Here is a 24737-nt window from a genome sequence, read left to right as displayed (position 1 = left end):
AAAAAGCTTCCTATCCTTGATAAACTTTATTATAATAGATGAAGGCTGTTGCTCTTTTCAAGAATAGCAGCTTTTTTCTATTTGAAAATCTAAATATAAAAGGACGGAAGAGAATGGCTAGGAACAGGAAAAAGGCAGTTCGAGTAGATTATGCAATTATTTTCTTAATGATGGTACTTTGCATTATAGGACTTGTGGCGATTTATGTTGCTGGACTCGTCAATGACCAGTATACGAATAACTTTTTGCTACAGCAGTCTATTTGGATTGTTATTTCCACAGGTGTAGTCGTTGTTATCGTACTTTTTTTCGATTATGATAAACTTCAATGGGCTGCATACTATTTATATGGGATTGGTAATTTGTTACTTATTCTCGTATTAATTGTAGGCGATGAGCGAAAAGGCTCGAAAAGTTGGATTAGTATTGGATCGCTTGGAAGTTTACAGCCGTCAGAATTAATGAAAAGCTTCTTAATTCTGACGCTTGCAAAAGTGATTTGGGATCATAATAAAAAATATCAACTACATACCGTAAAATTCGATATCCAATTGCTTTTAAAAGTAGGGGTTATTTCGATTATTCCTCTTGGGCTAGTTGCTCTTCAACCAGACCTTGGAACGATTTTAGTATTTATTGCGATTATTATCGGTATGGTATTTATCAGTGGTGTTACTTGGAAAATTTTATTACCATTATTTAGTTTTATAACGGTTATTGGCGCCACTTTAATTTATTTAGTTTTATATAATCAAGCTTTTTTACAAAAATTAGGATTTGCACCTTATCAATTTAAACGAATTACTTCTTGGTTACGTCCAGAAGAAGATCCGCTTGGTGATGGAATGCAGCTTCTCCGGTCGATGCAAGCGATTGGATCTGGTCAACTTCAAGGAAATGGTATTGGCAATCAGGCTATCGCTATTCCGGAAAACCACAATGATTTTATTTTCTCGATTATTGGTGGGAATTTCGGTTTTATTGGTGGGTGTCTGTTAATTATGTTATACTTTTTACTGATTTACCAAATAATTCGAGTAGCATTAGATATTAATATTCCGTTTTATTCTTATATTTGTGCAGGGGTTTGCTCGATGATTTTATTTCATGTTTTAGAAAATATCGGAATGACAATTGGTTTACTGCCAATTACCGGTATTCCACTACTTTTTGTCAGTTATGGGGGAAGCTCTCTTCTTGGCGCATTTATGGCACTTGGACTTGTGTTATCAGCGAGGTACAATGCCCCGGAAGTTAACTTAGGAAAAGGAAATCGGCTTTGATTTTCTTTTTTAAACTGTTTGGGAGAAAGTGTTACTTACGATTTTACAAACCAACCAGTAAGGAGTAATTAAATAATGAATCAACAAAATAAACTAGCTGGACGCATTGATTACGGTATTGTTTTATCCATGATGTTACTGATGATAATCAGTTTAGTGTCTATTTACAGCGCACAATTAACTAATAACCAATATGATGCGAACTTTGTTGTGAAACAAGCGATGTGGTTTGTAGTCTCTACATTCGCAATTATTGTTGTTATGCAATTAGATTATGATCGACTAATGAAATGGGCTTATTACTTCTATGGACTTGGTTTATTTATGCTTGTCTTTGTTTTGCTTTTTGGGAAAGAAGTAAAAGGAGCGAAAAGTTGGATTGTTATCCCTTTTTTAGGAAATATTCAACCATCAGAAGTTGTAAAAGTAATTTTAATCATAGTTTTAGCAAAAGTGATTTGGGATCATAATCGTGCATATAAAATTCATCGCTTCAGCTATGATATGTGGCTTCTTGCGAAAATTGGCTTGTTTACACTTTTTCCGCTAATTTTAATTATGTTGCAACCTGACTTAGGGACTGCGCTTGTATTCATTGCGATTATGTCAGGGATGATACTTATTTCTGGGATTACTTGGAAAATTATTGTCCCGCTGTTCGGCTCGATTGCAGCGATTGGGACTGCGCTAATTTGGATGGTTATTTATCATCAGAATTGGCTTACCAGTCTCGGTTTTAAACCATATCAATTTGAGCGGATTACCACATGGATAAACCCAGAGAACGATCCTCAAGGTGGCGGATACCAAGTGCTTCGAGCGCTAACGGCAATTGGATCTGGGCAGATTTCAGGAAATGGTGTTGGTTATGATGCTATCGCGATTCCAGAAAATCACAATGACTTTATTTTTACCATTGTTGCAGGAGATTATGGCTTTATTGGAGCTAGTATTCTGCTGGCGATTTATTTCTTACTAATTTATCAAATCATTCGTGTCGCCTTAGACATTGGTATACCGTTCTATTCTTATATTTGTACAGGTGTTGTCATGATGCTAATGTTCCATGTACTGGAAAATGTTGGAATGAATATTGGCTTATTACCGATAACAGGGATTCCACTTCCGTTTATTAGTTATGGTGGTAGTGCACTGCTCGGGAATATGATGGCAGTCGGCTTAGTACTGGGGATAAGATTTAATTATAAGAAATCTATGTTTGAAGTGAAAGAAGAAAATCACGCCTCATAAAATTAAATGCAAAAGTCGAATCTGGCTTTTGTATTTTTAAAAGCAGGAATGTATCCGCTTTCAAGCTCTCTGTTTTTTTCTAAGTGTTGCCGTTTGTACTTTCATAAAAAATACACTATGATAGTAGTATAATGCAATCGGAGGGAGAGACAAGATGATTAATTTTTATTGGTATCCAAAATGTAGCACTTGCAAAAAGGCAAAAGCATGGCTTGAAAATGAGCATACGGATTTTCAAGAAATAGATATTAAAACAGAAACGCCAAGTGCAAAAGAGCTGCAATCGTGGCATGAACTTAGCGGACTACCAATCCGTCGTTTCTTTAATACAAGTGGAATTAAGTACCGCGAATTAGGGCTAAAAGATAAGATTGACACAATGTCGCTTAAAGAAGCCTATGAACTACTTGCCTCAGATGGGATGTTAATTAAGCGTCCATTAACAACAAATGGCAAAGAAGTAACACTTGGATTTAATGAACAAGAATTTGAAACAACTTGGAAATAGTCATAATAGATTTTTGTAATAAAAAGGAGGAGTTTAGAAATGAGTTTACCAAAAGACTTATTGTACACAGAAGAACATGAATGGGTGAAAGCACTGGATGGCAGTTATCTTATCGGGATTACTGATTTTGCACAAGATCAATTAGGGGATATCGTCTTTGTTGAATTACCAGAAGTTGGCGATACAGTTGCAAAAGGCGATTCTATTGGAAGTATTGAATCTGTTAAAACGGTATCAGATTTTTATGCACCTGTAAGTGGGAAAGTAGTTGCTGTAAATGAAACGTTAGAAGATGAACCAGAATTAATCAATAGCAATCCGTACGATACTGGCTGGATTTTAAAACTTACTGAGGTAGAAGCTGCAGATGTAGATGTGCTTTTATCAAGTGAAGATTACGAAAAAACATTAGATTGATTTATACGAGGGCCGGCTTGGGATAACCGAACTGGCTCTTTTTTAATAGGAGGCGTTTTCTCTGGAAATTTGGGAAAAAGAAACGTTACAGACGGCGCAAAAAAATGGTGCAGATTTTGTCATTTTCTTTTTTACGCCGATGTGTGGTAGTTGTCAAATGGCTAGTCGTTTGGTGGATATGACTCAAACCACTGATAGTATCGATACAACTATTGCCAAAGTAGATTTAAATTATGTGCCAGAATTTGCCCAGGCGTTAGAGATTACATCCGTTCCTGCTTTAGTGAAGTTTAAAGCTGGAATTCCAGTAGATGTAAGCTATAAATTGCATGATATAACAGCTATTTTTGAATTCCTGTATAGCAAGTGATACAGGGATTTTTTCTGTGTCGTAATTTGCCTTCGTGCAAAAAAGTTTCGCTTCCGATATAGAAATGTATTTAGCTAAAAACATTGCTATAGACACAATTTAGCCTAACGTGGTAAGATAACTCGAGTTGTTAAATTTGTGTTTTGTAAAGAAAGATTTTTAGTGAAACATAATATATCGGAGGCTTTTTCTATGAACCATTCAAATCTTACTATTTTATCCGTTTGTAGTAATTTTGTTATTGTTGTACTTAAATTAGTTGTTGGCTTTTTTACGGGGTCTGTCGCAGTGATTTCTGAAGGGATTCACTCGTCGATGGATTTATTTGCGTCGGTCATTACCTTCTTTTCGATAAGGATTTCGAATCAACCAGCAGATGAAGACCACCCCTATGGACATGGGAAGGCCGAAAATATTGCTGGAACTATCGAAACGCTACTAATTTTTGTTGCGGGAATTTGGATTATTATTGAATCGGTAAATAAACTAGTGAATCCACATGAAATTCGTTTTCCTGCACTTGGAATTATGGTGATGCTTTTCGGAGCACTCGTTAATATTGTTGTGTCGCGAATCATAAAAAAAGCGGCGGATAAGGCAAATTCTGTAGCAATGAAATCGAATGCGCTTCATTTATATACAGATGTTTTTACATCATTAGGTATTGCACTTAGTTTATTCTTAGTATACATAACCGGCTGGCTTTGGCTCGATCCAGTTATCGCAATTTTGACTGCTTTTTACATTATGTTTGAGGCTTTTAAACTATTAAAAGAATCATTCCCGCCACTAATGGATAAGCGCTTGTCGACGGATGAGGAAGCGGCTATCAAGCAAATCATTTTAACGCATAAAAATAAATTTATTGAATTTCATGATTTTCGTTCAAGACGTGCTGGAGCGGAAGAGTATATTGATTTTCATCTAGTAGTTTCTTCTTCTATGACTATCGAAAGCGCTCATTCTTTATGTGATGAAATTGAAGCGGAGATAATGGATTTTTATGCGAAAGCGGAGGTTCTAATTCACTTAGAGCCAGAAGAGGAACGAGTTCTGACGAGAAGTTGAAGCAAGCTCTTTCTATTCGATTTGTTTCAAAAGTGCTACAATAGGGAGAAACAAGGAATGGAAAGGAAAATTAAGTATGACAACTTCTATTTTAATTGCTGATGATGATAAAGAAATTGTGGATTTAGTGAAATTATATTTGCAAAATGAAGGCTATACGATTTATCTAGCCTATGATGGTGCGGAAGTTTGGCGCCTTGTGCAAGAGAAGCAGCCCACTTTGGTCATCTTAGATATTATGATGCCAGAAATGGATGGGTTAGAAGTTTGCCGTCTGATGAGAAGTGAAGGGATTTTGACACCTATTTTGATGCTTAGTGCTAAGGCGGAAGATAACGATAAAATTATGGGGCTTTTAACTGGAGCAGATGATTACATGGTAAAGCCATTTAACCCATTAGAGCTTTCGGTTCGCGTTAAAGCGATTTTGAGACGGATGCAGCAAATGAGTCAAGCTGAGCCCATCAGCCAGGACAAAGTTATTATTGGGCCGATTGTGGTTGACAGGGCACTTCATGTCGTCACGGTTAGCGGAAAAGAGCTCCATTTAACGACATCGGAGTTTGATATTTTATTTTTGCTAGCAAGTGAACCTGGTCGAGTGTTTAGTTCAGAATATATTTTCGAAAAAATTTGGCAAGAAAAAGCACTTGGAGCAAGTAAAACGGTTATGGTTCATATTAGTAATTTACGTGATAAATTGCGTGATGCTATGGGCGGAGAAAATGTCATTAAAACCATTTGGGGAGTAGGATACAAAGTTGAAATATAGACTTGAAATGTTGTTTACGAAAATTAGCCATGTGATGAATATTTGGCAAGCGACTTTTTTTGCTGCTATTTCATGGGTTTTAGGGATAATTGCCGTACGAACCATCTATCTATGGGCAATTTCGATTAGAGACGACTCATTGTTTTTAAAAGAGGTTACTCGAGCGATTGTTAGTTTATTTGGTCCTAATAAATATGTCCGCGTGATGGATTCGATTTGGGTAGTATTAATCAATTATTTTATTATTTTCTTGATTACATGCCTATTTTTCTCTTTTTTTTATCGATATATGCGTCAAAAGCTTTTGAAAAAACAATTAAGGACAATCAATTTTGCCCTACATGATGGAAAACCAGTGGATACAGAAAGTTTTGTTCCTGAGATTCAAGAGTTGGAGCGAAACATTGATAGTATGCGCGAACGCCAAAATAAATTAATGAAACAAGAAGAACAGGCACAACAGGCTCGGAATGATTTGATTACAAATGTGTCGCATGATCTTAGGACACCACTAACGTCGATCTTAGGGTACTTAAGTTATATTCATGAAGATCGTTACCGTGACGAAATTGAATTACGTTATTACACAGAGCTTGTATACGGTAAAGCCCGCCACTTGCATAAACTGATTGATGACTTGTTTTCTTATACAAGATTAGATAGTGTGGAGTATAGGCTGAAAAAAGATGAGCTAGATGTCATTGAATTACTAAGTCAGTTAGTAGCCGAATATGACGGTCAAGCAACCGAGCGAAATATGAAGATTGTGGACCATTTTGATGCTAAAAAATTAATTATTAGTGGGGATGGCAACCAGATTATGCGCTTATTTGAGAATTTGTTTTCTAATGCGCTTAGATACGGAGAAGGTGATAAACAAATTGATGTCAGCGCAAAGCAAGAAGGGAATATGGCTGTTGTGAAGGTAACAAATTACGGTCAAGAAATATCGGAAATCGATTTACCGTATTTGTTTGAACGATTTTATAAAGCAGACAAGAATCGAACAACTACTGGAACAGGTCTTGGACTTGCTATTGCAAAATCCATCGTTGAAAAACACGGTGGCATTGTTACGGCAGAAAGCAAGAACCGGAAAACTACTTTTATTGTCAAACTACCGCTGATTTAATCTTTAATAATTCTTAAATGTTTCTTTCTGCCCGATTTATATTCATTCAGTAGAATATAAATAACGGAGGGTGAACCAATGAAAAAGCATTTAGTTTTAATTGTTGTTGCTTGTATTACAGTTGTTGCGATATTTGTATATTTAGCCCAAATAAATAAGGGTGATATTAATTCTCAAAATAGAACGCAAATCAAAATTGCCTCACCGTTAGCTAGTGCGGATAATCAAAGGGAGCTAGTTATTGTTAGTGAATAAAGTTACAACTAATAATCTATTAGTAAAAAAGTTATTGACAAAGCGGAACGGAAAAGGTAATATGAAAAAACAAGAAACGTCACTATAGTCACAAATGAAGTGATATAATAATATGTAGAAATCTTATCCAGAGTGGTGGAGGGAAATGCCCTATGAAACCCAGCAACCTAAACAATAATTCATTATGTGTTTAAGGTGCTAAGTCATGCAGAACAGTTACTTGTTCTGAAAGATGAGAAGGAAGTTAGTCCATTTGAAAAAATGCTGCCTTTCTGCTCATTAGCAGGAAGGCTTTTTGTATACCAGAAATGTAGAAAAAGGTGATTGAGATGATAACGTTACAGCATGTTGTAAAAGAATATACATCGAGAAATAATAAAGTCCGGGCAGTTGATAATGTCGACTTAGAAATTGAGCAAGGAGAAATTTTCGGTGTAGTTGGTTATTCTGGCGCTGGGAAAAGTACTTTGATTCGAATGTTTAATGGGCTAGAGTTGCCGACAGAGGGAACGGTAGAAGTAGATAATTTACTAATCAGTGAGATTCGTGGCGGGAAACTTCGAAAAGCTCGTCAGCAAATTGGAATGATTTTCCAGCATTTTAATTTACTATGGTCACGTACTGTTGCTGAAAATATTGCTTTCCCACTAGAAATTGCTGGAGTACGCGGTGAAAAGAGACGTTTTCGTGTAAATGAACTAATTCGGCTTGTCGGTTTAGAAGGGAAAGAAAATGCTTATCCTGCTGAACTAAGTGGTGGCCAAAAGCAACGTGTCGGGATTGCTAGAGCGCTTGCGAATAATCCAAAAGTATTATTATGCGATGAAGCAACCTCCGCACTAGATCCACAAACAACGGATGAAGTATTAGAACTTTTATTAGATATTAACAAACGACTTCAGCTTACCATCATTGTCATCACCCATGAAATGCATGTTATTCGCAAAATATGTAATCGTGTTGCTGTGATGGAAAACGGAAAAGTTGTGGAACTTGGTGATGTACTAGATGTTTTCCGCCACCCAAAAGAAAAAGTAACCGAGCGATTTGTTCGCCAAGTAACTGATTCTGATGAAACAGAGGAATTGATTCATTTATTACTAGACAATTATTCAGAAGGGAAAATTGTCAAATTGCTCTTTATGAGTGAAAATGCAACCCAACCGGTTATTTCTCAAGTAGCTAAAGAAAATGATGTCATGTTAAATGTTCTTCATGGGAATTTGACGCAAACACAAAACGGTGCGTACGGGACACTTTATGTACAAATATTAGGTGCAGAAGAAGCCACTAGTGCGAGTCTGACACAGCTACGTCAACTTAAAGTAGAAACGGAAGTGTTAGAACGATGACGAAATTACAAGAATTATTCCCAAATGTTGATTTTCAGATGATGTGGGTAGCGACACAAGAAACACTTTATATGACGCTTACTTCGCTCTTTGCCGTTTTCTTGCTAGGCATCGTTTTAGGTTTGTTATTATTTTTAACCAACAATAAAAAAAATGCTGGTGCGCGTATTCTTTACTGGATTACAGCGATACTTGTCAATGTTTTCCGGTCGATTCCATTTATCATTTTGATTGTATTGCTGCTTCCAATGACAAAATCACTTGTTGGAACAGTAATTGGACCGAAAGCTGCTCTACCAGCGCTGATTATCTCGGCAGCACCTTTTTATGGTCGAATGGTGGAAATTGCTTTTCGGGAAGTAGATAAAGGGGTTATCGAGGCAGCAAAATCGATGGGTGCTAATATGTTTACTATTATTGGCAAAGTACTTATCCCAGAAGCTTTACCAGCAATTATTTCCGGGATTACGGTAACAGCCATTTCCTTGGTTGGTTTCACAGCAATGGCAGGTGTCATCGGTGCTGGGGGGCTTGGAAATGCAGCTTACTTGGAGGGTTTCCAACGTGGACAACCTGATGTAACTGTACTAGCCACGATTATTATCTTGATTATCGTCTTTATTTTCCAGTTTATCGGCGACTTCTTAACGAAACGAACCGATAAACGCTAACCAATGTATATGAAGCAATTTATATAAAAAAACGCGGAATCCCCGCAAAAAAGGAGAGATTTTCATGAAAAAGGTTCTTGGATTCATTTTCACATTAAGTTTAGTTTTAGTACTTACAGCTTGCGGTGGCTCCTCAGATAAAGCGTCATCTAGCAAAGACGATAATAAGGAATTGGTAGTGGGCGCTTCAAACACGCCTCATGCGCAAATTTTGGAACAAGCAAAACCAATTTTGAAAGAAAAAGGAATTGACTTGAAAATTGTTAAATATACAGATTACGTTATGCCTAATAAAGCGCTTGAAGAAGGCGACTTAGATGCTAACTACTTCCAACATAAACCATACCTTGAATTAGAAGAAAAAGAAAAAGGTTATAAATTTGCTGATGTTGGCGCGATTCATATCGAACCAATGGGGATTTATTCCAAAAAAGTAAAAGACATTCAAGATTTAAAAGATGGTGCGCAAGTATTACTTTCTAACTCGAAATCAGACTGGCCACGTGTTATTGGTATTTTTGTCGATAACGGCTTGCTAACACTTAAAGATGGTGTAAAGGCGCAAGATGCAACTTTTGATGATATTAAAGACAATCCGAAAAACTTGAAATTCAAATATGACTTCGATCCTGCTTATTTAATGACTGCATATAACAATGAAGAAGGCGATGTAGTAGCAATCAACTCTAACTTTGTAGTTGACCAAGGTTTAAACCCTTCCAAAGATGCGATTGCAATTGAAAGTAAAGATTCCCCGTATGCGAATATCGTCGTAACTACAGAAGAGAAGAAAGACGATAAGAACATTAAAGAATTAGTAAACGTGCTTCACTCCAAAGAGATTCAAGCTTATATTACGGAAGAGTGGGACGGTGCAGTAGTTCCAGTGGATAAATAAAACGAAAAAAATCCTTTTACCGATGTGGTAAAAGGATTTTTTTACTGCGTGGTGCTTCCTAAATAAAGTTTTAAACCATCAGATATAGCTTTATCCAATTCTTTTTTTGAAACAATTTCATTTCCTTCTGGCATTGGAGGAACTTTTTCATAATCTAACATATCAATTGTTGTAGTGTAGTTCATCAAGTGAGTCTTTGCTGTATCTTTATAGTTTGTGTCGATTGTTGCTTTGCTGAAACCCTTTTTGCTATCTGGTGTCAAAGTTAATTGGAAATCTAAACTTTGTGTTTTGTTAGATGTAAGATTTTTTAAAGAAGAACGAATCGATTTTTGTTGGGTTTCCCATGCAGATTCAGCTTCTTTTTGGGTACTGCTGTTAATTTCAGAAATAAGTGTAATAATGCTGCCGTCGTCGTCAAGGGCTTTTAGTACCTCATTAATCAAGTCACTAATTTCATTTTTACTTAGTTCGAGCAAGATGTCTCCATTATCTTTTGCCGTGAAGTGTTGATCATCAAGGTTATTAAGATAACTATAAATCGTAATACCGCTTATTTCTTCAATTTTTTTCAGTTCCTCGGCTTGACGGTCAACGGTTTCTGAATCAATTGTTTGGTTTGAGAAGTTTTGGATTGTTTCAAAAAAATTAAGGTATTTGGATTCCAAATCTTTGTTTTGAGCAAGAACTTCATTAAAAATGGCAGCGGTCGAATCGCTTAGCAAACTCGAAATGCTGTCAGATGCGTCATATAAATCGGAAACCGGGATATAGGCTTTTCCGTCATCACTATTTTGAAGTGCATGTAATGTTAAATCAAGAGGCTTACTTCCAGCCCAGTGAAGTGAGAAAGCACTATAAGAAGAACTAGTATCACTATCTACAGAAATTTTATATTGAAGATTGGATTTTTTAAGTTGAGTTAAAGTAATATCTGTACCAAATTGTTTTATATAATTATCAGACAGGTTGTTAATTTGGAATTTTACATTCGTGGTGTATTGTCTATTCTCGGTAACTTTCTTCAGGGCCGCAGTGAAGTCGGACTTAGGTGAGCTACACCCAGATAGGGTAGTTAAAAGCAATACAAAGATGGTCAGAGCCATTATTGCTTTCTTCATATTTAAATTCTCCTTCGATAATTAATCATTTATTACAAATAAGTTATTATATTTCAAATTTGTTACGTTACAACAATAACACATCTAAATAAGATATACAATCCTTTTTTTATGAGAAGAAATCTGTTGTTTTTATTGGTATGAAAGGTTCTTTATTTTCTTGGACAATTATACTTGAATATTCTCAAATAAAATGGAAATACTGATAATGCTCGAAAACTGGAAAAAATCGGCTATTAATAGTAGAATGAAGGGGAGAATGCGAAGAGTGCTGGTTTTTATAGTTGTAATCAGATTAGAATTATACTAAACTAGGATTATGCAAATTTTACACTAGGGAGGACTTTTTTTATGGCAACTTTAAAGATTCAAGATTTACATGTTGAAATAGAAGGAAAAGAGATTTTGAAAGGTGTTAATCTTGAAATTTCAACGGGGGAAATTCATGCTATCATGGGACCAAATGGAACAGGGAAATCTACGTTGTCCTCAGCAATTATGGGGCATCCGAAATATGAAGTAACACAAGGGACCATTACGCTTGACGGCGAAGATGTGCTAGAAATGGAAGTAGACGAACGTGCTCGTTGTGGTCTTTTCTTAGCGATGCAATATCCAAGTGAAATTAGCGGGGTTACAAATGCTGAATTCATCCGTGCAGCAATCAACAGCCGACGCGAAGAAGGTGACGAAATTCCAGTCATGCAATTTATCCGCAAATTAGACGCAAAAATGGATATTTTAGATATGGATGAAGAAATGGCAGAACGTTACTTAAACGAAGGATTTTCAGGCGGAGAGAAAAAACGTAATGAAATTCTCCAGTTATTAATGATTGAGCCAAAACTAGCAATCTTAGACGAAATCGATTCCGGTCTTGATATTGATGCACTTAAAGTTGTCTCAAAAGGTGTAAATGAAATGCGCGGCGAAGGATTTGGCTGCTTAATTATCACCCATTACCAACGCTTGCTTAACTACATTACGCCAGACTTTGTACATGTAATGATGCAAGGGAAAGTAGTAAAAGAAGGCGGACCTGAACTTGCTAAACGTTTAGAAGCAGAAGGTTATGACTGGATTAAGCAAGAACTTGGTATTGAACTTGAGGAAGAAGAAGCAGTAGACCAACAATAAGGAAGTGAGGTTAAAATCATGGCAGAAAATATGACGATTAAAGATGATTTTATCCACGCTTTTTCAAGTAATGCGAATGAACCGGATTGGTTTTTAGATATTCGTCGCAGTGCTTTTAAAGCTTACGGGGAACTGGACTTACCTTATGTGGATAAAACAAAAATTACACGCTGGAATTTCACAAAGTTTCAAACTTTTATTCCTTTTAAAGAAGGCGTTACAAATGAAACTTTACCTGAAAAAGTAGCGAATTTAGTTGATTTAGATAATAAAGATGCAAACTTTTACGTTCAAATGGATGAACGCCCTGCTAGATTACAACTTAATCAAGAATTAATCGACCAAGGGGTTATTTTTACAGATATTATTACGGCTGTTAAAAACCATCCTGAACTTGTGAAAAAATACTTCATGACTGACGCGGTACAAGTCAATGAGCACAAACTGACTGCGTTTCATGCGGCATTTGTTAACGGTGGTATTTTCCTTTATGTACCTAAAAATGTCGAGCTGAAATCACCAATTCAAGCTGTTTTTGTTCAAGACAAAGCAGAATCGCCTTTAGTTAACCATGTGTTGCTTGTTGCGGATGATAACAGCTCTGTCACATATGTAGAAAACTATGTAACTGTAAATAACGTGCCTAAAGGAATTGTTAGCATTGTTGAAGAAGTTATTGCAGAGAAAAATGCGCGAATTACTTTTGGTGGCGTAGATAATCTTGCTAGTGGGGCAACTGCTTACGTGAACCGTCGTGGTCATATCGGAACTGATAGCCAAATTGAATGGGCGCTTGGTTTAATGAATGATGGCGACACAATTAATGAAAACGTAACGAATTTAATGGGAGATGGTTCTTCCGCTGATGTGAAAACAGTGACGGTTGGACGTGGTAAGCAAACACAAAACGTTACAACACGAGTAACTCATTACGGAAAAGCTTCTACTGGCACGATTTTATCTCATGGTGTTATGAAAGAAAGTGCGACCACTATTTTTAATGGAATTGGTCACATTAAGCATGGTGCTTCTAAATCAGACGCACAACAAGAATCACGTGTACTAATGCTTAGCCCGGAAGCACGTGGCGATGCGAACCCAATTTTATTAATTGATGAAAATGATGTTGTTGCAGGTCACGCAGCCTCTGTTGGTCGTGTGGATCCTTTACAATTATTCTATTTGATGAGTCGCGGTATTTCACAAAAAGAAGCAGAACGATTAGTCATTCATGGTTTCTTAGACCCAGTAGTTCGTAAGTTACCAATCGAAAGTGTTAAAACAATGCTTCGGGAAGTAATCGAAGGGAAAGTGCGCTAAATGATTGATATCCAAAAAATTCGTGCGGATTTTCCGATACTAGCCCAAGAAATAAATGAGAAACCGTTAGCTTATTTAGATAATGCGGCCACTTCACAAAAACCAAAACAAGTTATCCGAGCCTTAACTCATTACTACGAATTTGAGAATGCTAACGTCCACCGTGGTGTGCATACACTTGCGGCTAGAGCGACAGACGCTTTCGAATCAGCGCGTGCCAAAGTAGCAAAATTCATTCATGCACGGGAAGTAGCGGAAATTATCTTTACAAGAGGGACGACCTCCGCGATTAATTTGGTGGTAGATAGTTATGGAAACACAAATATTGAAGCAGGCGATGAGATTGTTATTTCTTATTTAGAGCATCATTCTAATTTAATTCCGTGGCAACAACTTGCTAAACGCAAAGGCGCGGTTTTGAAATATATTGAGCTAGAAGAAGATGGAACCATTTCTATTGAACAAGCTGAAAAAACGATTACCGAAAAAACAAAAATAGTTGCCTTGGCGCACGTCTCAAATGTTCTTGGCACAATTACACCGATTAAAGAAATTGCGGCACTAGCTCATAAAGTTGGCGCAGTTATCCTTGTTGACGGGGCACAAGCGGTTCCTCACATGGAAGTAAATGTAGTCGATTTAGATGCTGATTTTTATGCTTTTTCTGGGCATAAAATGATGGCTCCTACTGGCATTGGTGTATTGTATGGAAAACGAGAATTGCTAGAAAAAATGGAACCAACCGAATTTGGCGGAGAAATGATTGATTTTGTTGAATTGTACGATTCTACTTGGAAAGAACTACCTTGGAAATTCGAAGCTGGGACACCAATTATCGGCGGAGCAATTGCGCTAGGTGCAGCGATTGATTACTTGGTAGCGATTGGAATTGATACGATTCATACGTATGAACAAGAATTAGTAAGCTATGCAATCGAGCAAATGAGTATGCTAGAAGGTATTACAATTTACGGCCCAACAGATGCAAGTAAACGTTGTGGCTTAGTGACATTTAATATCGAAGGCGCTCACCCGCATGATGTTGCAACCATTTTGGACGAAGACGGTGTGGCAATTCGCGCAGGTCATCACTGTGCGCAACCTTTGATGAAATGGTTAGACGTTTCTTCCACTGCTCGCGCAAGCTTTTATATTTATAATACAAAAGAAGAAATTGATGCTCTTATCGAAGGGCTCAAGTTAACAAAGGAGTATTTTGGATTATGACAAGCCGGAAATTAGATCAGCTCTATAGACAAGTCATTATGGATCACTATAAAAATCCGCGCAATAATGGAGAACTCCCGGATAGCGATGTAACTATTGACCTTAATAACCCAACATGCGGCGATCAAATCCACCTTCACTTAAAAATGGACGGTGACGTAATTGTAGCAGCGAAATTCACTGGTAGTGGCTGTTCGATTTCGATGGCCTCTGCTTCGATGATGACGCAAAGCATTATTGGGAAAACCGAACAAGAAGCATTAAAAATGTCCCGCGAGTTTTCAGAAATGGTACAAGGGCATGACCATGAAACCATTGATGAATACGGTGACGTGGAAGCTCTTGCTGGCGTTGCGAAATTCCCTGCAAGAATCAAGTGTGCGACGCTCTCCTGGAAAGCAATGGAGCGAGCAATTTTTGAAAAAGAAGGAACGAAATAAGTAGCGAAAAGGAGGATACGACATGACTGAAATTCCAGAAATTGGCGAATACCAATACGGATTCCATGATAAAGATACCTCTGTGTTCCGTACAGAACGCGGATTAACAGAAAAAGTTGTAAGAGAAATTTCGAATATTAAAGAAGAACCAGAATGGATGCTTGAATTCCGTTTGAAGTCTTTAGAACAATTTTATAAAATGCCGATGCCTACTTGGGGTGGCGACTTATCCGAACTTAAATTTGAAGACATTACTTACTACGTGAAACCATCAGAACAAACCGTGCGTTCATGGGATGAAGTTCCTGAAGAAATTAAACGTACTTTTGATAAACTTGGTATTCCTGAAGCTGAACAAAAATATTTGGCCGGGGCATCCGCACAGTATGAATCCGAAGTAGTTTATCACAATATGAAGCAAGACCTAGAAGACTTAGGGATTGTTTTTAAAGATACCGATTCTGCTCTAAAAGAAAATGAAGATATTTTCAAAGAGTATTTTGCTAAGGTGATTCCGCCAACTGACAATAAGTTCGCAGCTCTTAACTCTGCTGTTTGGTCAGGTGGTTCATTCATCTACGTACCACCAGGCATCAAAGTAGATACGCCACTACAAGCTTATTTCCGAATTAACTCAGAAAACATGGGACAATTTGAACGGACGCTAATCATTGTGGATGAAAATGCGAGTGTAAACTATGTAGAAGGCTGTACTGCTCCCGTTTATACAACAAATTCACTTCACTCTGCGGTTGTTGAAATCATTGTTAAACCAGGCGCTTATTGCCGTTACACAACCATTCAAAACTGGGCAAATAACGTTTATAACTTAGTAACAAAACGTACTTTCTGTGAGGAAAATGCAACGATGGAATGGATTGATGGTAACATCGGTTCGAAATTAACGATGAAATACCCAGCCGTGCACTTACGCGGTGAAGGTGCGCGTGGAACAACCCTCTCTATCGCGATTGCTGGTAAAGGCCAACGTCAGGATGCTGGAGCAAAAATGATGCACTATGCGCCTAATACGTCGTCTACTATCGTATCGAAGTCGATTTCTAAGCAAGGCGGAAACGTAACGTATCGTGGAATCGTTCATTTTGGCCGTAATGCAGATGGGGCACGTTCGAATATCGAGTGTGACACGCTAATTATGGATAATCTTTCCACATCTGATACCATTCCTTACAACGAAATTTTAAACAGCAACATCTCATTAGAACACGAAGCCAAAGTTTCTAAGGTTTCAGAAGAACAACTTTTTTATCTAATGAGCCGTGGTTTAAGCGAAGAAGAAGCGACCGAAATGATCGTTATGGGCTTCATTGAACCATTTACAAAAGAATTACCAATGGAATACGCCGTCGAAATGAACCGTTTGATTAAGTTTGAAATGGAAGGTTCGATTGGTTGATGAATTAATATTTTAAGAGGAAGCGGAATCTCGCTTTCTCTTTTTTATTGATTACTAAATATTTCCTGTTCCTTTTTTAATCGTGCGCTAAAAACCAAATTAAAAGATTCCCCCTCCATTTTGCGTTATAATGAACATAAATAAATGCTTAAAAATAGAGAGGGTGGTAGCGGTGATTACAATCGGATTAACTGGGTGGAGTGATCATGATTCTTTGTTGCAGACGAAAAAATTAACTTTGGCTGATTATGCGGCACATTTTCCTGTAGTGGAAGTTGATACGAGTTTTTATGCCATTCCTTCGCCAAGAACGACGGCAAACTGGGCCACACAAACACCAGAAGAATTTCGGTTTGTGGTTAAGGCGTTTTCGGCAATGACGAAACATAAAGAATGGTCACAGTATTTTGATAGTGAAAATGCGATGTATACGGCTTATATGGATATGATTGCGCCGATAAGTGAAACGGGAAAATTAAAGGCGATTTTATTCCAATTTCCTCCGTATTTTAATTGCACAAAAGAAAATGTAGCCTACTTGAAATATATTGCTGGGAAAATGGGTGATTTGCCAGTTGCGATTGAGTTTCGAAATAATTCTTGGTACACCGAGCAAAACACTGAAAAAACATTAGACTTGCTAAAAGAGCTAGGTTTCATTCATACAGTTGTTGACGAGCCGCAAGTTGGCTCTGGAAGTGTACCGATTATTCTGCGCGAGACAAGTCCAGAAATGACGATGGTAAGATTACACGGTCGGAACCAATATGGCTGGATGAAAGCAAGTAGTCCTGAGTGGCGCGAAGTCCGGACGCTGTATCGTTATAATGATGAGGAAATTAAAGAATGGGCCAAATATGTCGAACACCTACAAAAATTGTCTAAAGAAGTCGTTGTCATTTTTAACAACAATAGTGGCGGGGATGCAGCTGATAATGCTAAACATTTGCAAACGGCGTTAAATGTGAAATTTCAAGGTTTAGCTCCAATGCAAATGGATTTATTTTCCGAGTAAAAAAGGCATGATGCAGATAAATTTTCTGCACCATGCCTTTTTTTACGCATTAATACCAATCAAAAAACTAATAACTAAAATAACCAATACTAGCCCAGTGATTCCGACATACAAGTAATCTTTCTCTTTCAAAAATGTAAATAGAGAAACGACAACGCGTAAGACTGGAGTTAAAATTAAGCAAAATAGGCCAAACATCATGATGGCGTATGGTTTAAGCGTGCTAAGTCCACTAAAAATGGCGGTGAGCGATGTTGGGTAAGTTTCCCCGGGATAGCCGGTTTCGCCAGTCACAAAAAGCATCACAAGCCCGAAAACAATGATAATTGCACTCAAAACAACACCGATTCGTAACAAGGCACTCACAATAAGCTCGACGCGATACATCTCATCTTTTTTCTCAGTCATTTAAATCCACCCCAATCCTTCTAAAATCATTTGGAAGGCAACATATAAAATGACAGGAATGAAGATAATCCGGATGACTTTACTTTTTAAGCGTTGCATGACGCGTGTTCCGAGTGTAGCACCGACTAATACCCCGATTGCAACAGGGGCAGCGATAGCAGGTTGAATATCTCCCTGGAATAAATATACTGTTGCACTTGCAGCGGCAGTTACACCCATCATTAAATTACTCGTTGCACTACTGACTTTAAGTGGCATTTTCATAAAGACATCAAGTGCCATTACTTTAAAAGCACCACTACCGATACCAAGTAATCCACTGGCAATACCCGCTCCGTACATCACACCAAAACCAGCGGGCACATTCGCAACCTGATAATCAACTGTTTGCCGAAGCGACTTATCGTAATAAGAATCATGTAGGTTCAGTTTTGTCGCAATTGGATCCGGTTTTACATTTGTCGGAAATTCAGAGCCAACTTTTTTAATCATGTTGAAAGCTGAGTAAAGTAGTAAAAGGCCAAAAATAATGTATAAAGCAGTTGCTGAAAGTAGCCCACTAACAAAGGCACCAGTTATCGCGCCAATTGTTGTAGCAATTTCCAGAAACATACCGACTCGTAAGTTTGTAATTCCATCTTTTATGTAAGCGACCGCGGAACCACTACTTGTAGCAATGACGGAAATAATACTCGCGCCAATTGCATACTGGATGTCAATTCCAAAAATAAGCGTCAAGGCGGGCGTAACAATAATACCGCCACCAAGACCAAGCAAAGAGCCAACTACCCCTGCAAAAACAGAGATTAGTAGGATTTCGACAGTTTGTGTAATATCCAAAAAATCACTTCCCTTTAAAACAATATATTCTATCATAACATAAAAAGAGAAACAGGCGATTCATGCAACCCCAACACGTGTAAAAAAAGAAGATTTAAGCTACAATAGTGATAGTGAGGAGTGGGGTGGATTAATGAAACATTTAACTTTATGGCACACAAATGATGTTCATAGTCACTTGGAACATTGGCCACGTATTTTTACCTTTCTAAAAGAGAAAAGATCTACAGCTAATGAAGAAGGCAAGTCAGTGTTATTTTTCGATATTGGCGATTTTTTGGACCGGGTTCATCCGCTTACTGAAGGAACAAAAGGTCTTGCTAATACTGATTTACTCAATCAATTACCATATGATGCGGTGACATTTGGAAATAATGAAGGAACGACTTTAGCACATGAAGACTTAGAAAATTTATATAAACATGCCGTTTTTCCGGTTATTTGTTGTAACTTCTTTGCTGATAAAGCAAGAACGAAACAACCAGACTGGGTGAAGTCGATTGTATATAAAGAAATAAATCAAATAAAAATAGCGATTATTGGTGCCACTGCTCCCTTTAAAGAGTATTATGAAGAAATGGGCTGGGGAATTGAGGAACCTATGCGTGCGATAAAAAAACAAATTGCTGGCTTGGAACAAGGAACCGACTTGGTTATTATGCTGAGCCATCTAGGACTGCCAACTGACGAACGAATTGCACTTGAAATTCCTGAAATCGATATTATTTTAGGGGGACATACACACCATCTACTTGAAAATGGGAAATTGGAAGGGAATGCTCTGCTTGCTGCTGCCGGAAGATGGGGCGAATATGTAGGTAAAGTCGATATCGAGCTAGACGACGATAATCACATCCTTTCTAAAATTGCGACCACTTTTAAAACCGAAGATCTGCCAGCTGTTCCAAATGAGGCAAACGAAATTCAAGCTTTTTTTGAAAAAGGTCGAGACGAACTCACCGAAAAAGTAGTTGCGATTCCTGAAAAGTTAGCGCATAATTGGTTTGATGACTCCGAAATTGCTCATATTTTAAATGATGCGGTTTGTGAATGGACTGGCGCGGAGACATTTGTCATGAATGCAGGGATTTTTATGACGGACTTTGAGGCTGGGATTGTAACCGCCTTTGATATTCACCAAATGTTACCTCATCCACTTAATGCTATTGCACTAACAATGACAGGCGAGGAATTAGAAATATTGATTGATGGAATTTACCGAAAAAAAGCAGAACTTAGGGATATTCCATTACGAGGATTTGGTTTCCGTGGCGAGTTTTTTGGCACGATTCTGATGGACCGAGCTGGATTTGACCAGGTGAAGGAGATAGCCCTTTTTGATAATAAACCTATTGATAAAAATCGGGAATATCGGATAGCAACACACGATACCTTTGTATTCGCGCCGTTTTTCCCCATTGTGAAACAAATAAAACGAAAAGAAGTATATACACCAGAATTACTCCGAGATATTTTAAAATGGAAACTCAAGGAAATGTATGGACAGGAGGAAAACAAGTGACGATTACGATTCAAGATTTAAATTATGAGATTATCACCAATTATCGCGATGCTTTTGATGAGGAAAAGTTAAATGAACGATTTAGCGACATCCTTGGAAGATATGACTATATTGTTGGCGATTGGGGTTATGACCAACTTCGATTAAAAGGCTTTTTTGATGATGAAAACCGCAAAGCCGCTTACGATAACAAAATTAGTACCTTAAAAGAATATATCTATGAATACTGCAACTTTGGTTGTGCTTATTTTGTGATAAAAAAAGTAAAATAGTAAATGAGGTAGTCAGAAATTGAAAAATTATCAAGCTTATTTAATTGATTTAGACGGAACCATGTATCGTGGTGCAGAAGTAATTCCAGAAGCAATTATTTTTGTTGAAAACTTAAAACGTGCTGAACTTCCGTATTTATTTGTAACCAATAACTCGACAAAAACACCTGGGCAAGTAGCGGAGCATTTAACTGATATGGGAATTCAAGCCGTTAGTGAGGATGTTTTTACTACTTCACAAGCAACTGTCCAATTTATGCTAGAACAAAAACGCGAAAAAACAGTTTATGTTATTGGAGAACGTGGAATAAAACAAGAACTAACAGATAATGGATTTGAAATAACTTCTAGTAATCCAGCTTTTGTTGTCGTTGGACTTGACCGAGAAGTCGATTATGAAAAATTTGCGAAAGCCGCTCTTGCAGTTCGAGGTGGTGCGATGTTTATTTCCACGAATGGGGATGCGGCAATACCGACAGAGCATGGTTTACTTCCAGGAAATGGTTCGATTACATCTGTCGTTTCCGTGGCAACAGAAACAACACCCGTTTTTATTGGAAAACCAGAGCCGATTATTATGGAACAAGCACTCGCGAAACTTGGTGTAACGAAAGACGAAGCAATAATGGTTGGCGATAATTACGAAACAGATATTTTGGCAGGAATTAATTACGGCATGGACACGCTCATTGTTCATACTGGCTTTACTTCAAAAGAAGCGCTAATGACAAAGAAAATCCAGCCAACTTATGCTGTGACTAAGTTAACTGATTGGGAAATTAACTAGAAGAGCGGAATTTTTCTGCTCTTTTTTTATCAACGAAATGGGGGAGAATTAATGGTTTCGATTCGAAAATTAACGAAAGATAATTTTTATGATACGGCTAAACTAGAAGTACATCCACACCAAAAAACATTTGTAGCAGAAAATTGGTATTCGATTATCGAAGCAAGTTTGGAAGAAACATATCATTCGCTTGTTATCTATGCGGATAATACACCAGTAGGCTATGCGATGTATGGGATGGACCCAGACAACGGAGAATTCTGGCTCGTTCGTTTTATGACTGGTAAAGAACATCAAGGCAAAGGTTATGGTGGGGATGCACTTACGCAAATTATTGAAAAAGTAAAAAAACTCCCTGAAAAACCAGCGCGTCTTTGCTTGTCTTATGAACCAGAAAATAGTATTGCTGAAAAATTTTATGCGAAATATGGCTTTGTAAAAACGGGTGAAATTATCGACGGGGAAGCAGTTGCTGATTTGTGGTTTGAACGTTAAGAGAATGAAAGGCAGCAGATAAGGAGAATGTAGAATGGGCATTTTTAATGATTTTTTTGTGATATTTTTAATTGCAGCGACGGCCTTTTTTGTTGCGAGTGAATTTGCGATTGTTGCAATTAGAAAACCAACTGTCTTGCAACTGCTAGCAACGGATAATCCACGAGCAAAATATGTCAAAAAAGTAACTTCCAATATGAATGACTACTTAGCTGCTTGTCAATTAGGAAACACGCTCGCTGCTCTAGCAATGGGGTGGGTTGGAGAAGCAACTATGCGGGGCTGGCTTGAACCATTCTTTCAAATGTTACCATTACCTGAATCGCTTGAAAAACCGATTTCGATTTTTGTGTCATTTATATTGATTACTTTTCTAAATGTTGTTCTCGGGGAACTTGCTCCAAAAACATTTACCATTCAAAGTACAGAAAAAGTAGCGCTGTTTATTGCTAGACCGCTTGTTTATTGGTACCGGGTGACATTTCCACTTAACTGGTTATTAAATAATTCGGCCAATTTGATTACGCGGATGTTTGGAGTGAAACAAACGGATGAGGCAGACCAAATGACTCCAACGGAACTTAAAATTATTTTTGAAGATAGTTACAGACAAGGCTTACTTAATCCTCAAGAATTTCGTTATATGAAAAATATTTTTAAGCTTAGTGATGTGCCAGCAAAAGAAGTGATGATACCGCGAATGTCAATGATTGCTATTAATCAGACAGCGACAGTACGAGATTTATTGCAACTAACTTCAGAACATACATACCATATTTTCCCTGTAATGGAAGATGACGATAAGGATCATATTGTTGGCATGCTTCGGGTCAGTGCTGTAATGGCGGGACTTGGTAAAGATGAAGCTATTATGGATAAACCGATTAAACCATTCATTAGTTCTATTTTAGAAGTATTTGAGGGAATAGCTTTAGAAGAATTACTTGTTAAAATGCAACAAGAAAGTGAGCCTTTTGCTATTTTGACAGATGAATATGGTGGGACGGCGGGAATTGTGACACTGGAAGATATTATGGAAGTGATTGTAGGTGACATGGAAGAAGCAAAAGGACCAAAAGGAATTCGAAAAGTAGCGACAAACCATTTTATTATAGCTGGGTCTGAGCCACTACTCGACGTGGAAGAGGCGCTAGGAATTCCAATTGATAGTCCAGGGGTTCATACTTTATCTGGGTGGATGTTACTAGAACGATTTGATTTAGAAGCCGGAGACGAAATAGAACATGAAGGTTATCGTTTTATTGTTCGCTCGATGAATAAAAATTCGATTCGCCAAGTAGAAGTAAAATGGAATAAAGAAAAACCAGTAAAATCAGAGGACTAGTCTCCCGATTTTACTGGTTTTTGTTAGTTTACGATATCGTCATGATAACTATGAGCGAGACGACTTGCAGCAGCAGCGGCAATAGCGCCGACAATGTCATCTAAAAATGTATGAACAGCTTTTCCATCATGTTCGTTAAGTTTTGCTAGAATACCTGGTTTTACTTTGTCAATATAACCATAATTAGTGAAACCAATCGAGCCATATACATTAACGATTGAAAGTGCAAGAATCTCATCAACGCCATAAAGGCCTTCATCAGCACTAATAATATTTTGGAGTGGTTGAACGAGTTCGCCATTTTCTGCCATGACATCAAGCTGTATACCCGTTAAAATAGCATTTTGAACTTCTCGTTTGCGAAGGACGTGCTCCACATTTTGACGGCAAATTTCGAGTTCTAATCCAGGATGGTACTTTTGTTGTAAAAATAAAACGAGTTCTGCAATATCATCCATTTCTACACCACGTTCGATAAGCCAGCTACGGGCTTTTGACTCTAAGGCGCTTTGTTTTTCTACCATTTTTTTACCTCCTTATTTCTTGTATGTATATTGTATGATAGACGTTTATAGGAATTCTAAACATGTTCATACAAAAATAGCGACCGTTGTAGTAGGCCGCTAATAAATGATTACTTAAAAAACTTGTACTACTTCTTTGAATCCAATAATTTTTTCAGATAAAGTTAGCTCAATTCCCATCTTTAAAGTCATATCAGAACTTGGACAGGTTTCGCAGGCGCCAAGTAACTTGATTTTCACTGTGCCGTCTGGAGTTACTTCCACAAGTTCATAATCGCCGCCATCACGGACTAGGAAGGGACGGAATTTTTTTAAAGCTTTATCAACTTCGGCATAACTAATTTCTTCCATAGGAAATAGCTCTCCTTTCGTGCGGAGTTATTATATTTTCTATTATAACAGGATAATGGGAAATGGGAAGAGATTGGTTTTTTTGAGGGGGTGTTTGGAATAATCCGGATGAAGTTTAGTTAGGTTTTGGAAGTGTGAGGTATGGAAGGATTACATGCTCGTGTTACTCGCATGCATATTTGGCCCGTAACTCGCTTTGCTTCGAACGGGCCAAACAAAAACACGTTCCTAAGGCTCAGAAAGGAACGTGCTCTTTCAACTGGTAAGGTTGAAAGACAATTGGGTTGCGCGCCCAATTGTTAAAGGGAGTGTTACTTATATGTTGACCGTGAAATCACGGGTACAACTAGACTGTGTTTTGCTTTGCTAATACATCACAGCGTTAAAGAAATGCAATGTATTGGAAATATTATAATATATCTAGAAATTTGTGTCAATTCATAGCTTTGTAAAAATTCATGAAATTTAATAGTTAGGCTAAAGTGAAACAGCTTAGTCGCTTTTTTGGATAGGTTTTTGTACAATGATAGTGAGGTGAA

At 37.6% G+C, this 24737-nt stretch carries 29 protein-coding genes and 1 riboswitch; of the genes, 24 read left to right on the top strand and 5 right to left on the bottom strand.

Going from position 1 to position 24737, the window contains the following annotated elements; all coding sequences use genetic code 11:
• Positions 1-113: 113 nt before the first annotated feature.
• The 12 genes from rodA (JL53_RS13005) (at position 114) to JL53_RS12950 (ending at position 9977) form a co-directional block, all read left to right on the top strand.
• The gene (rodA, locus tag JL53_RS13005; RefSeq protein WP_038407827.1) at positions 114-1283 is read left to right on the top strand and encodes a rod shape-determining protein RodA; all 1170 of its coding nucleotides are present in this window, start codon (positions 114-116) and stop codon (positions 1281-1283) included.
• A gap of 75 nt (positions 1284-1358) precedes the next feature.
• Complete coding sequence (rodA, locus tag JL53_RS13000; RefSeq protein ID WP_038407826.1) at positions 1359-2534, top strand: rod shape-determining protein RodA; 1176 nt, start codon at positions 1359-1361, stop codon at positions 2532-2534.
• Positions 2535-2688: 154 nt separating this feature from the next.
• A complete protein-coding gene (locus JL53_RS12995; protein WP_003720732.1) occupies positions 2689-3042 on the top strand; it encodes an arsenate reductase family protein in 354 nt (117 codons plus the stop codon).
• Positions 3043-3081: 39 nt separating this feature from the next.
• A complete protein-coding gene (gcvH, locus tag JL53_RS12990) occupies positions 3082-3459 on the top strand; it encodes a glycine cleavage system protein GcvH (protein ID WP_038407825.1) in 378 nt (125 codons plus the stop codon).
• A 139-nt stretch (positions 3460-3598) separates the two neighbouring features.
• Complete coding sequence (locus JL53_RS12985) at positions 3599-3829, top strand: thioredoxin family protein (RefSeq protein WP_052010608.1); 231 nt, start codon at positions 3599-3601, stop codon at positions 3827-3829.
• Positions 3830-4021: 192 nt separating this feature from the next.
• On the top strand, positions 4022-4897 hold the full coding sequence (locus tag JL53_RS12980) for a cation diffusion facilitator family transporter (RefSeq protein WP_038407823.1): 876 nt from the start codon (positions 4022-4024) through the stop codon (positions 4895-4897).
• A 76-nt stretch (positions 4898-4973) separates the two neighbouring features.
• Positions 4974-5669: a response regulator CesR gene (gene cesR, locus JL53_RS12975; protein WP_003720728.1), complete on the top strand. Its 696-nt coding sequence runs from the start codon at positions 4974-4976 to the stop codon at positions 5667-5669.
• Positions 5659-6801, top strand: coding sequence for a sensor histidine kinase (locus JL53_RS12970; protein ID WP_003720727.1), 1143 nt, complete (start codon positions 5659-5661; stop codon positions 6799-6801). Before cesR ends, JL53_RS12970 begins: the two co-directional genes overlap by 11 nt.
• Before the next feature lie 78 nt (positions 6802-6879).
• Positions 6880-7056 (top strand): hypothetical protein, encoded by a 177-nt coding sequence (locus tag JL53_RS15730; protein WP_003720726.1) that lies wholly within the window; start codon positions 6880-6882, stop codon positions 7054-7056.
• A 120-nt stretch (positions 7057-7176) separates the two neighbouring features.
• Positions 7177-7295, top strand: a riboswitch (SAM riboswitch).
• 90 nt (positions 7296-7385) lie between these two features.
• Positions 7386-8408, top strand: a complete 1023-nt coding sequence (locus tag JL53_RS12960) for a methionine ABC transporter ATP-binding protein (protein ID WP_038407822.1) — start codon at positions 7386-7388, stop codon at positions 8406-8408.
• Positions 8405-9079: a methionine ABC transporter permease gene (locus tag JL53_RS12955; RefSeq protein WP_003720724.1), complete on the top strand. Its 675-nt coding sequence runs from the start codon at positions 8405-8407 to the stop codon at positions 9077-9079. The genes JL53_RS12960 and JL53_RS12955 overlap by 4 nt, the downstream gene beginning before the upstream one ends.
• 64 nt (positions 9080-9143) lie before the next feature.
• Positions 9144-9977 carry a MetQ/NlpA family ABC transporter substrate-binding protein gene (locus JL53_RS12950; protein WP_038407820.1) on the top strand — a complete coding sequence of 278 codons (834 nt, stop codon included), beginning with the start codon at positions 9144-9146 and terminating at the stop codon, positions 9975-9977.
• Between the two features lie 41 nt (positions 9978-10018).
• Here JL53_RS12950 and JL53_RS12945 read toward each other — a convergent pair whose 3' ends face one another.
• Positions 10019-11098, bottom strand: coding sequence for an Lmo2079 family surface lipoprotein (locus JL53_RS12945; RefSeq protein WP_038407819.1), 1080 nt, complete (start codon positions 11096-11098; stop codon positions 10019-10021).
• A gap of 351 nt (positions 11099-11449) precedes the next feature.
• Here JL53_RS12945 and sufC point away from each other — a divergent pair, with 351 nt between their 5' ends.
• The 6 genes from sufC to JL53_RS12915 all read left to right on the top strand — a co-directional run bounded on the left by sufC (position 11450) and on the right by JL53_RS12915 (position 17654).
• Positions 11450-12235: a Fe-S cluster assembly ATPase SufC gene (gene sufC, locus JL53_RS12940; protein WP_003720721.1), complete on the top strand. Its 786-nt coding sequence runs from the start codon at positions 11450-11452 to the stop codon at positions 12233-12235.
• An 18-nt stretch (positions 12236-12253) separates the two neighbouring features.
• Entirely contained in the window at positions 12254-13555 is a 1302-nt protein-coding gene (sufD, locus tag JL53_RS12935) for a Fe-S cluster assembly protein SufD (protein ID WP_038407818.1), read from the top strand.
• Complete coding sequence (locus JL53_RS12930) at positions 13556-14782, top strand: cysteine desulfurase (RefSeq protein ID WP_038407817.1); 1227 nt, start codon at positions 13556-13558, stop codon at positions 14780-14782.
• Positions 14779-15222, top strand: a complete 444-nt coding sequence (gene sufU / locus JL53_RS12925) for a Fe-S cluster assembly sulfur transfer protein SufU (RefSeq protein ID WP_003720718.1) — start codon at positions 14779-14781, stop codon at positions 15220-15222. Before JL53_RS12930 ends, sufU begins: the two co-directional genes overlap by 4 nt.
• Before the next feature lie 22 nt (positions 15223-15244).
• The gene (gene sufB / locus JL53_RS12920) at positions 15245-16639 is read left to right on the top strand and encodes a Fe-S cluster assembly protein SufB (protein ID WP_014093633.1); all 1395 of its coding nucleotides are present in this window, start codon (positions 15245-15247) and stop codon (positions 16637-16639) included.
• Positions 16640-16811: 172 nt separating this feature from the next.
• Positions 16812-17654, top strand: a complete 843-nt coding sequence (locus JL53_RS12915) for a DUF72 domain-containing protein (RefSeq protein WP_038407816.1) — start codon at positions 16812-16814, stop codon at positions 17652-17654.
• A 42-nt stretch (positions 17655-17696) separates the two neighbouring features.
• Here JL53_RS12915 and JL53_RS12910 read toward each other — a convergent pair whose 3' ends face one another.
• Together JL53_RS12910 and JL53_RS12905 are read right to left on the bottom strand one after the other, a co-directional pair.
• Positions 17697-18062: a DUF1634 domain-containing protein gene (locus tag JL53_RS12910; protein WP_038407815.1), complete on the bottom strand. Its 366-nt coding sequence runs from the start codon at positions 18060-18062 to the stop codon at positions 17697-17699.
• Positions 18063-18902 (bottom strand): sulfite exporter TauE/SafE family protein, encoded by an 840-nt coding sequence (locus tag JL53_RS12905; protein WP_014093629.1) that lies wholly within the window; start codon positions 18900-18902, stop codon positions 18063-18065. It abuts the gene before it with no gap.
• A gap of 133 nt (positions 18903-19035) precedes the next feature.
• Between JL53_RS12905 and JL53_RS12900 the strand changes: the two genes are divergently transcribed.
• Genes JL53_RS12900 through JL53_RS12880 form a run of 5 tightly spaced genes read left to right on the top strand, consistent with a single transcriptional unit; the run spans position 19036 to position 23323 of the window.
• The gene (locus JL53_RS12900) at positions 19036-20424 is read left to right on the top strand and encodes a bifunctional metallophosphatase/5'-nucleotidase (RefSeq protein ID WP_003720711.1); all 1389 of its coding nucleotides are present in this window, start codon (positions 19036-19038) and stop codon (positions 20422-20424) included.
• Complete coding sequence (locus JL53_RS12895; protein WP_003720710.1) at positions 20421-20696, top strand: YutD family protein; 276 nt, start codon at positions 20421-20423, stop codon at positions 20694-20696. Before JL53_RS12900 ends, JL53_RS12895 begins: the two co-directional genes overlap by 4 nt.
• A 19-nt stretch (positions 20697-20715) precedes the next feature.
• On the top strand, positions 20716-21483 hold the full coding sequence (locus tag JL53_RS12890) for a TIGR01457 family HAD-type hydrolase (protein WP_003720709.1): 768 nt from the start codon (positions 20716-20718) through the stop codon (positions 21481-21483).
• 51 nt (positions 21484-21534) lie between these two features.
• The gene (locus tag JL53_RS12885; protein ID WP_038407813.1) at positions 21535-21978 is read left to right on the top strand and encodes a GNAT family N-acetyltransferase; all 444 of its coding nucleotides are present in this window, start codon (positions 21535-21537) and stop codon (positions 21976-21978) included.
• A gap of 34 nt (positions 21979-22012) precedes the next feature.
• On the top strand, positions 22013-23323 hold the full coding sequence (locus JL53_RS12880; protein ID WP_038407812.1) for a hemolysin family protein: 1311 nt from the start codon (positions 22013-22015) through the stop codon (positions 23321-23323).
• Positions 23324-23346: 23 nt separating this feature from the next.
• Here the strand turns inward: JL53_RS12880 and JL53_RS12875 are convergent, their stop codons facing one another.
• Positions 23347-23847 carry a phosphatidylglycerophosphatase A family protein gene (locus tag JL53_RS12875; RefSeq protein ID WP_003720706.1) on the bottom strand — a complete coding sequence of 167 codons (501 nt, stop codon included), beginning with the start codon at positions 23845-23847 and terminating at the stop codon, positions 23347-23349.
• Between the two features lie 114 nt (positions 23848-23961).
• A complete protein-coding gene (locus tag JL53_RS12870; protein ID WP_003720705.1) occupies positions 23962-24198 on the bottom strand; it encodes a NifU family protein in 237 nt (78 codons plus the stop codon).
• A 141-nt stretch (positions 24199-24339) separates the two neighbouring features.
• On the opposite strand from JL53_RS12870, the gene JL53_RS15600 reads away from it, so the two are divergent.
• Positions 24340-24501: a hypothetical protein gene (locus JL53_RS15600; RefSeq protein ID WP_038407811.1), complete on the top strand. Its 162-nt coding sequence runs from the start codon at positions 24340-24342 to the stop codon at positions 24499-24501.
• Positions 24502-24737: the final 236 nt, after the last annotated feature.

The sequence above is a fragment of the Listeria ivanovii subsp. londoniensis genome, from assembly GCF_000763495.1.
GTDB lineage: Bacteria > Bacillota > Bacilli > Lactobacillales > Listeriaceae > Listeria > Listeria londoniensis.
The sequence above is the reverse complement of the archived record's forward strand: the minus strand, read 5'-3'. Positions and strand labels throughout refer to the sequence as shown.

Bases quoted from the DNA above. Each gene is read 5' to 3' on its own strand.
- rodA (WP_038407827.1), top strand. From the start codon at position 114: ATGGCTAGGAACAGGAAAAAGGCAGTTCGAGTAGATTATGCAATTATT.
- rodA (WP_038407826.1), top strand. From the start codon at position 1,359: ATGAATCAACAAAATAAACTAGCTGGACGCATTGATTACGGTATTGTT.
- JL53_RS12995 (WP_003720732.1), top strand. From the start codon at position 2,689: ATGATTAATTTTTATTGGTATCCAAAATGTAGCACTTGCAAAAAGGCA.
- gcvH (WP_038407825.1), top strand. From the start codon at position 3,082: ATGAGTTTACCAAAAGACTTATTGTACACAGAAGAACATGAATGGGTG.
- JL53_RS12985 (WP_052010608.1), top strand. From the start codon at position 3,599: ATGTGTGGTAGTTGTCAAATGGCTAGTCGTTTGGTGGATATGACTCAA.
- JL53_RS12980 (WP_038407823.1), top strand. From the start codon at position 4,022: ATGAACCATTCAAATCTTACTATTTTATCCGTTTGTAGTAATTTTGTT.
- cesR (WP_003720728.1), top strand. From the start codon at position 4,974: ATGACAACTTCTATTTTAATTGCTGATGATGATAAAGAAATTGTGGAT.
- JL53_RS15730 (WP_003720726.1), top strand. From the start codon at position 6,880: ATGAAAAAGCATTTAGTTTTAATTGTTGTTGCTTGTATTACAGTTGTT.
- JL53_RS12960 (WP_038407822.1), top strand. From the start codon at position 7,386: ATGATAACGTTACAGCATGTTGTAAAAGAATATACATCGAGAAATAAT.
- JL53_RS12955 (WP_003720724.1), top strand. From the start codon at position 8,405: ATGACGAAATTACAAGAATTATTCCCAAATGTTGATTTTCAGATGATG.
- JL53_RS12950 (WP_038407820.1), top strand. From the start codon at position 9,144: ATGAAAAAGGTTCTTGGATTCATTTTCACATTAAGTTTAGTTTTAGTA.
- JL53_RS12945 (WP_038407819.1), bottom strand. From the start codon at position 11,098: ATGAAGAAAGCAATAATGGCTCTGACCATCTTTGTATTGCTTTTAACT.
- sufC (WP_003720721.1), top strand. From the start codon at position 11,450: ATGGCAACTTTAAAGATTCAAGATTTACATGTTGAAATAGAAGGAAAA.
- sufD (WP_038407818.1), top strand. From the start codon at position 12,254: ATGGCAGAAAATATGACGATTAAAGATGATTTTATCCACGCTTTTTCA.
- JL53_RS12930 (WP_038407817.1), top strand. From the start codon at position 13,556: ATGATTGATATCCAAAAAATTCGTGCGGATTTTCCGATACTAGCCCAA.
- sufU (WP_003720718.1), top strand. From the start codon at position 14,779: ATGACAAGCCGGAAATTAGATCAGCTCTATAGACAAGTCATTATGGAT.
- sufB (WP_014093633.1), top strand. From the start codon at position 15,245: ATGACTGAAATTCCAGAAATTGGCGAATACCAATACGGATTCCATGAT.
- JL53_RS12910 (WP_038407815.1), bottom strand. From the start codon at position 18,062: ATGACTGAGAAAAAAGATGAGATGTATCGCGTCGAGCTTATTGTGAGT.
- JL53_RS12900 (WP_003720711.1), top strand. From the start codon at position 19,036: ATGAAACATTTAACTTTATGGCACACAAATGATGTTCATAGTCACTTG.
- JL53_RS12885 (WP_038407813.1), top strand. From the start codon at position 21,535: ATGGTTTCGATTCGAAAATTAACGAAAGATAATTTTTATGATACGGCT.
- JL53_RS12880 (WP_038407812.1), top strand. From the start codon at position 22,013: ATGGGCATTTTTAATGATTTTTTTGTGATATTTTTAATTGCAGCGACG.
- JL53_RS12875 (WP_003720706.1), bottom strand. From the start codon at position 23,847: ATGGTAGAAAAACAAAGCGCCTTAGAGTCAAAAGCCCGTAGCTGGCTT.
- JL53_RS12870 (WP_003720705.1), bottom strand. From the start codon at position 24,198: ATGGAAGAAATTAGTTATGCCGAAGTTGATAAAGCTTTAAAAAAATTC.
- JL53_RS15600 (WP_038407811.1), top strand. From the start codon at position 24,340: ATGGAAGGATTACATGCTCGTGTTACTCGCATGCATATTTGGCCCGTA.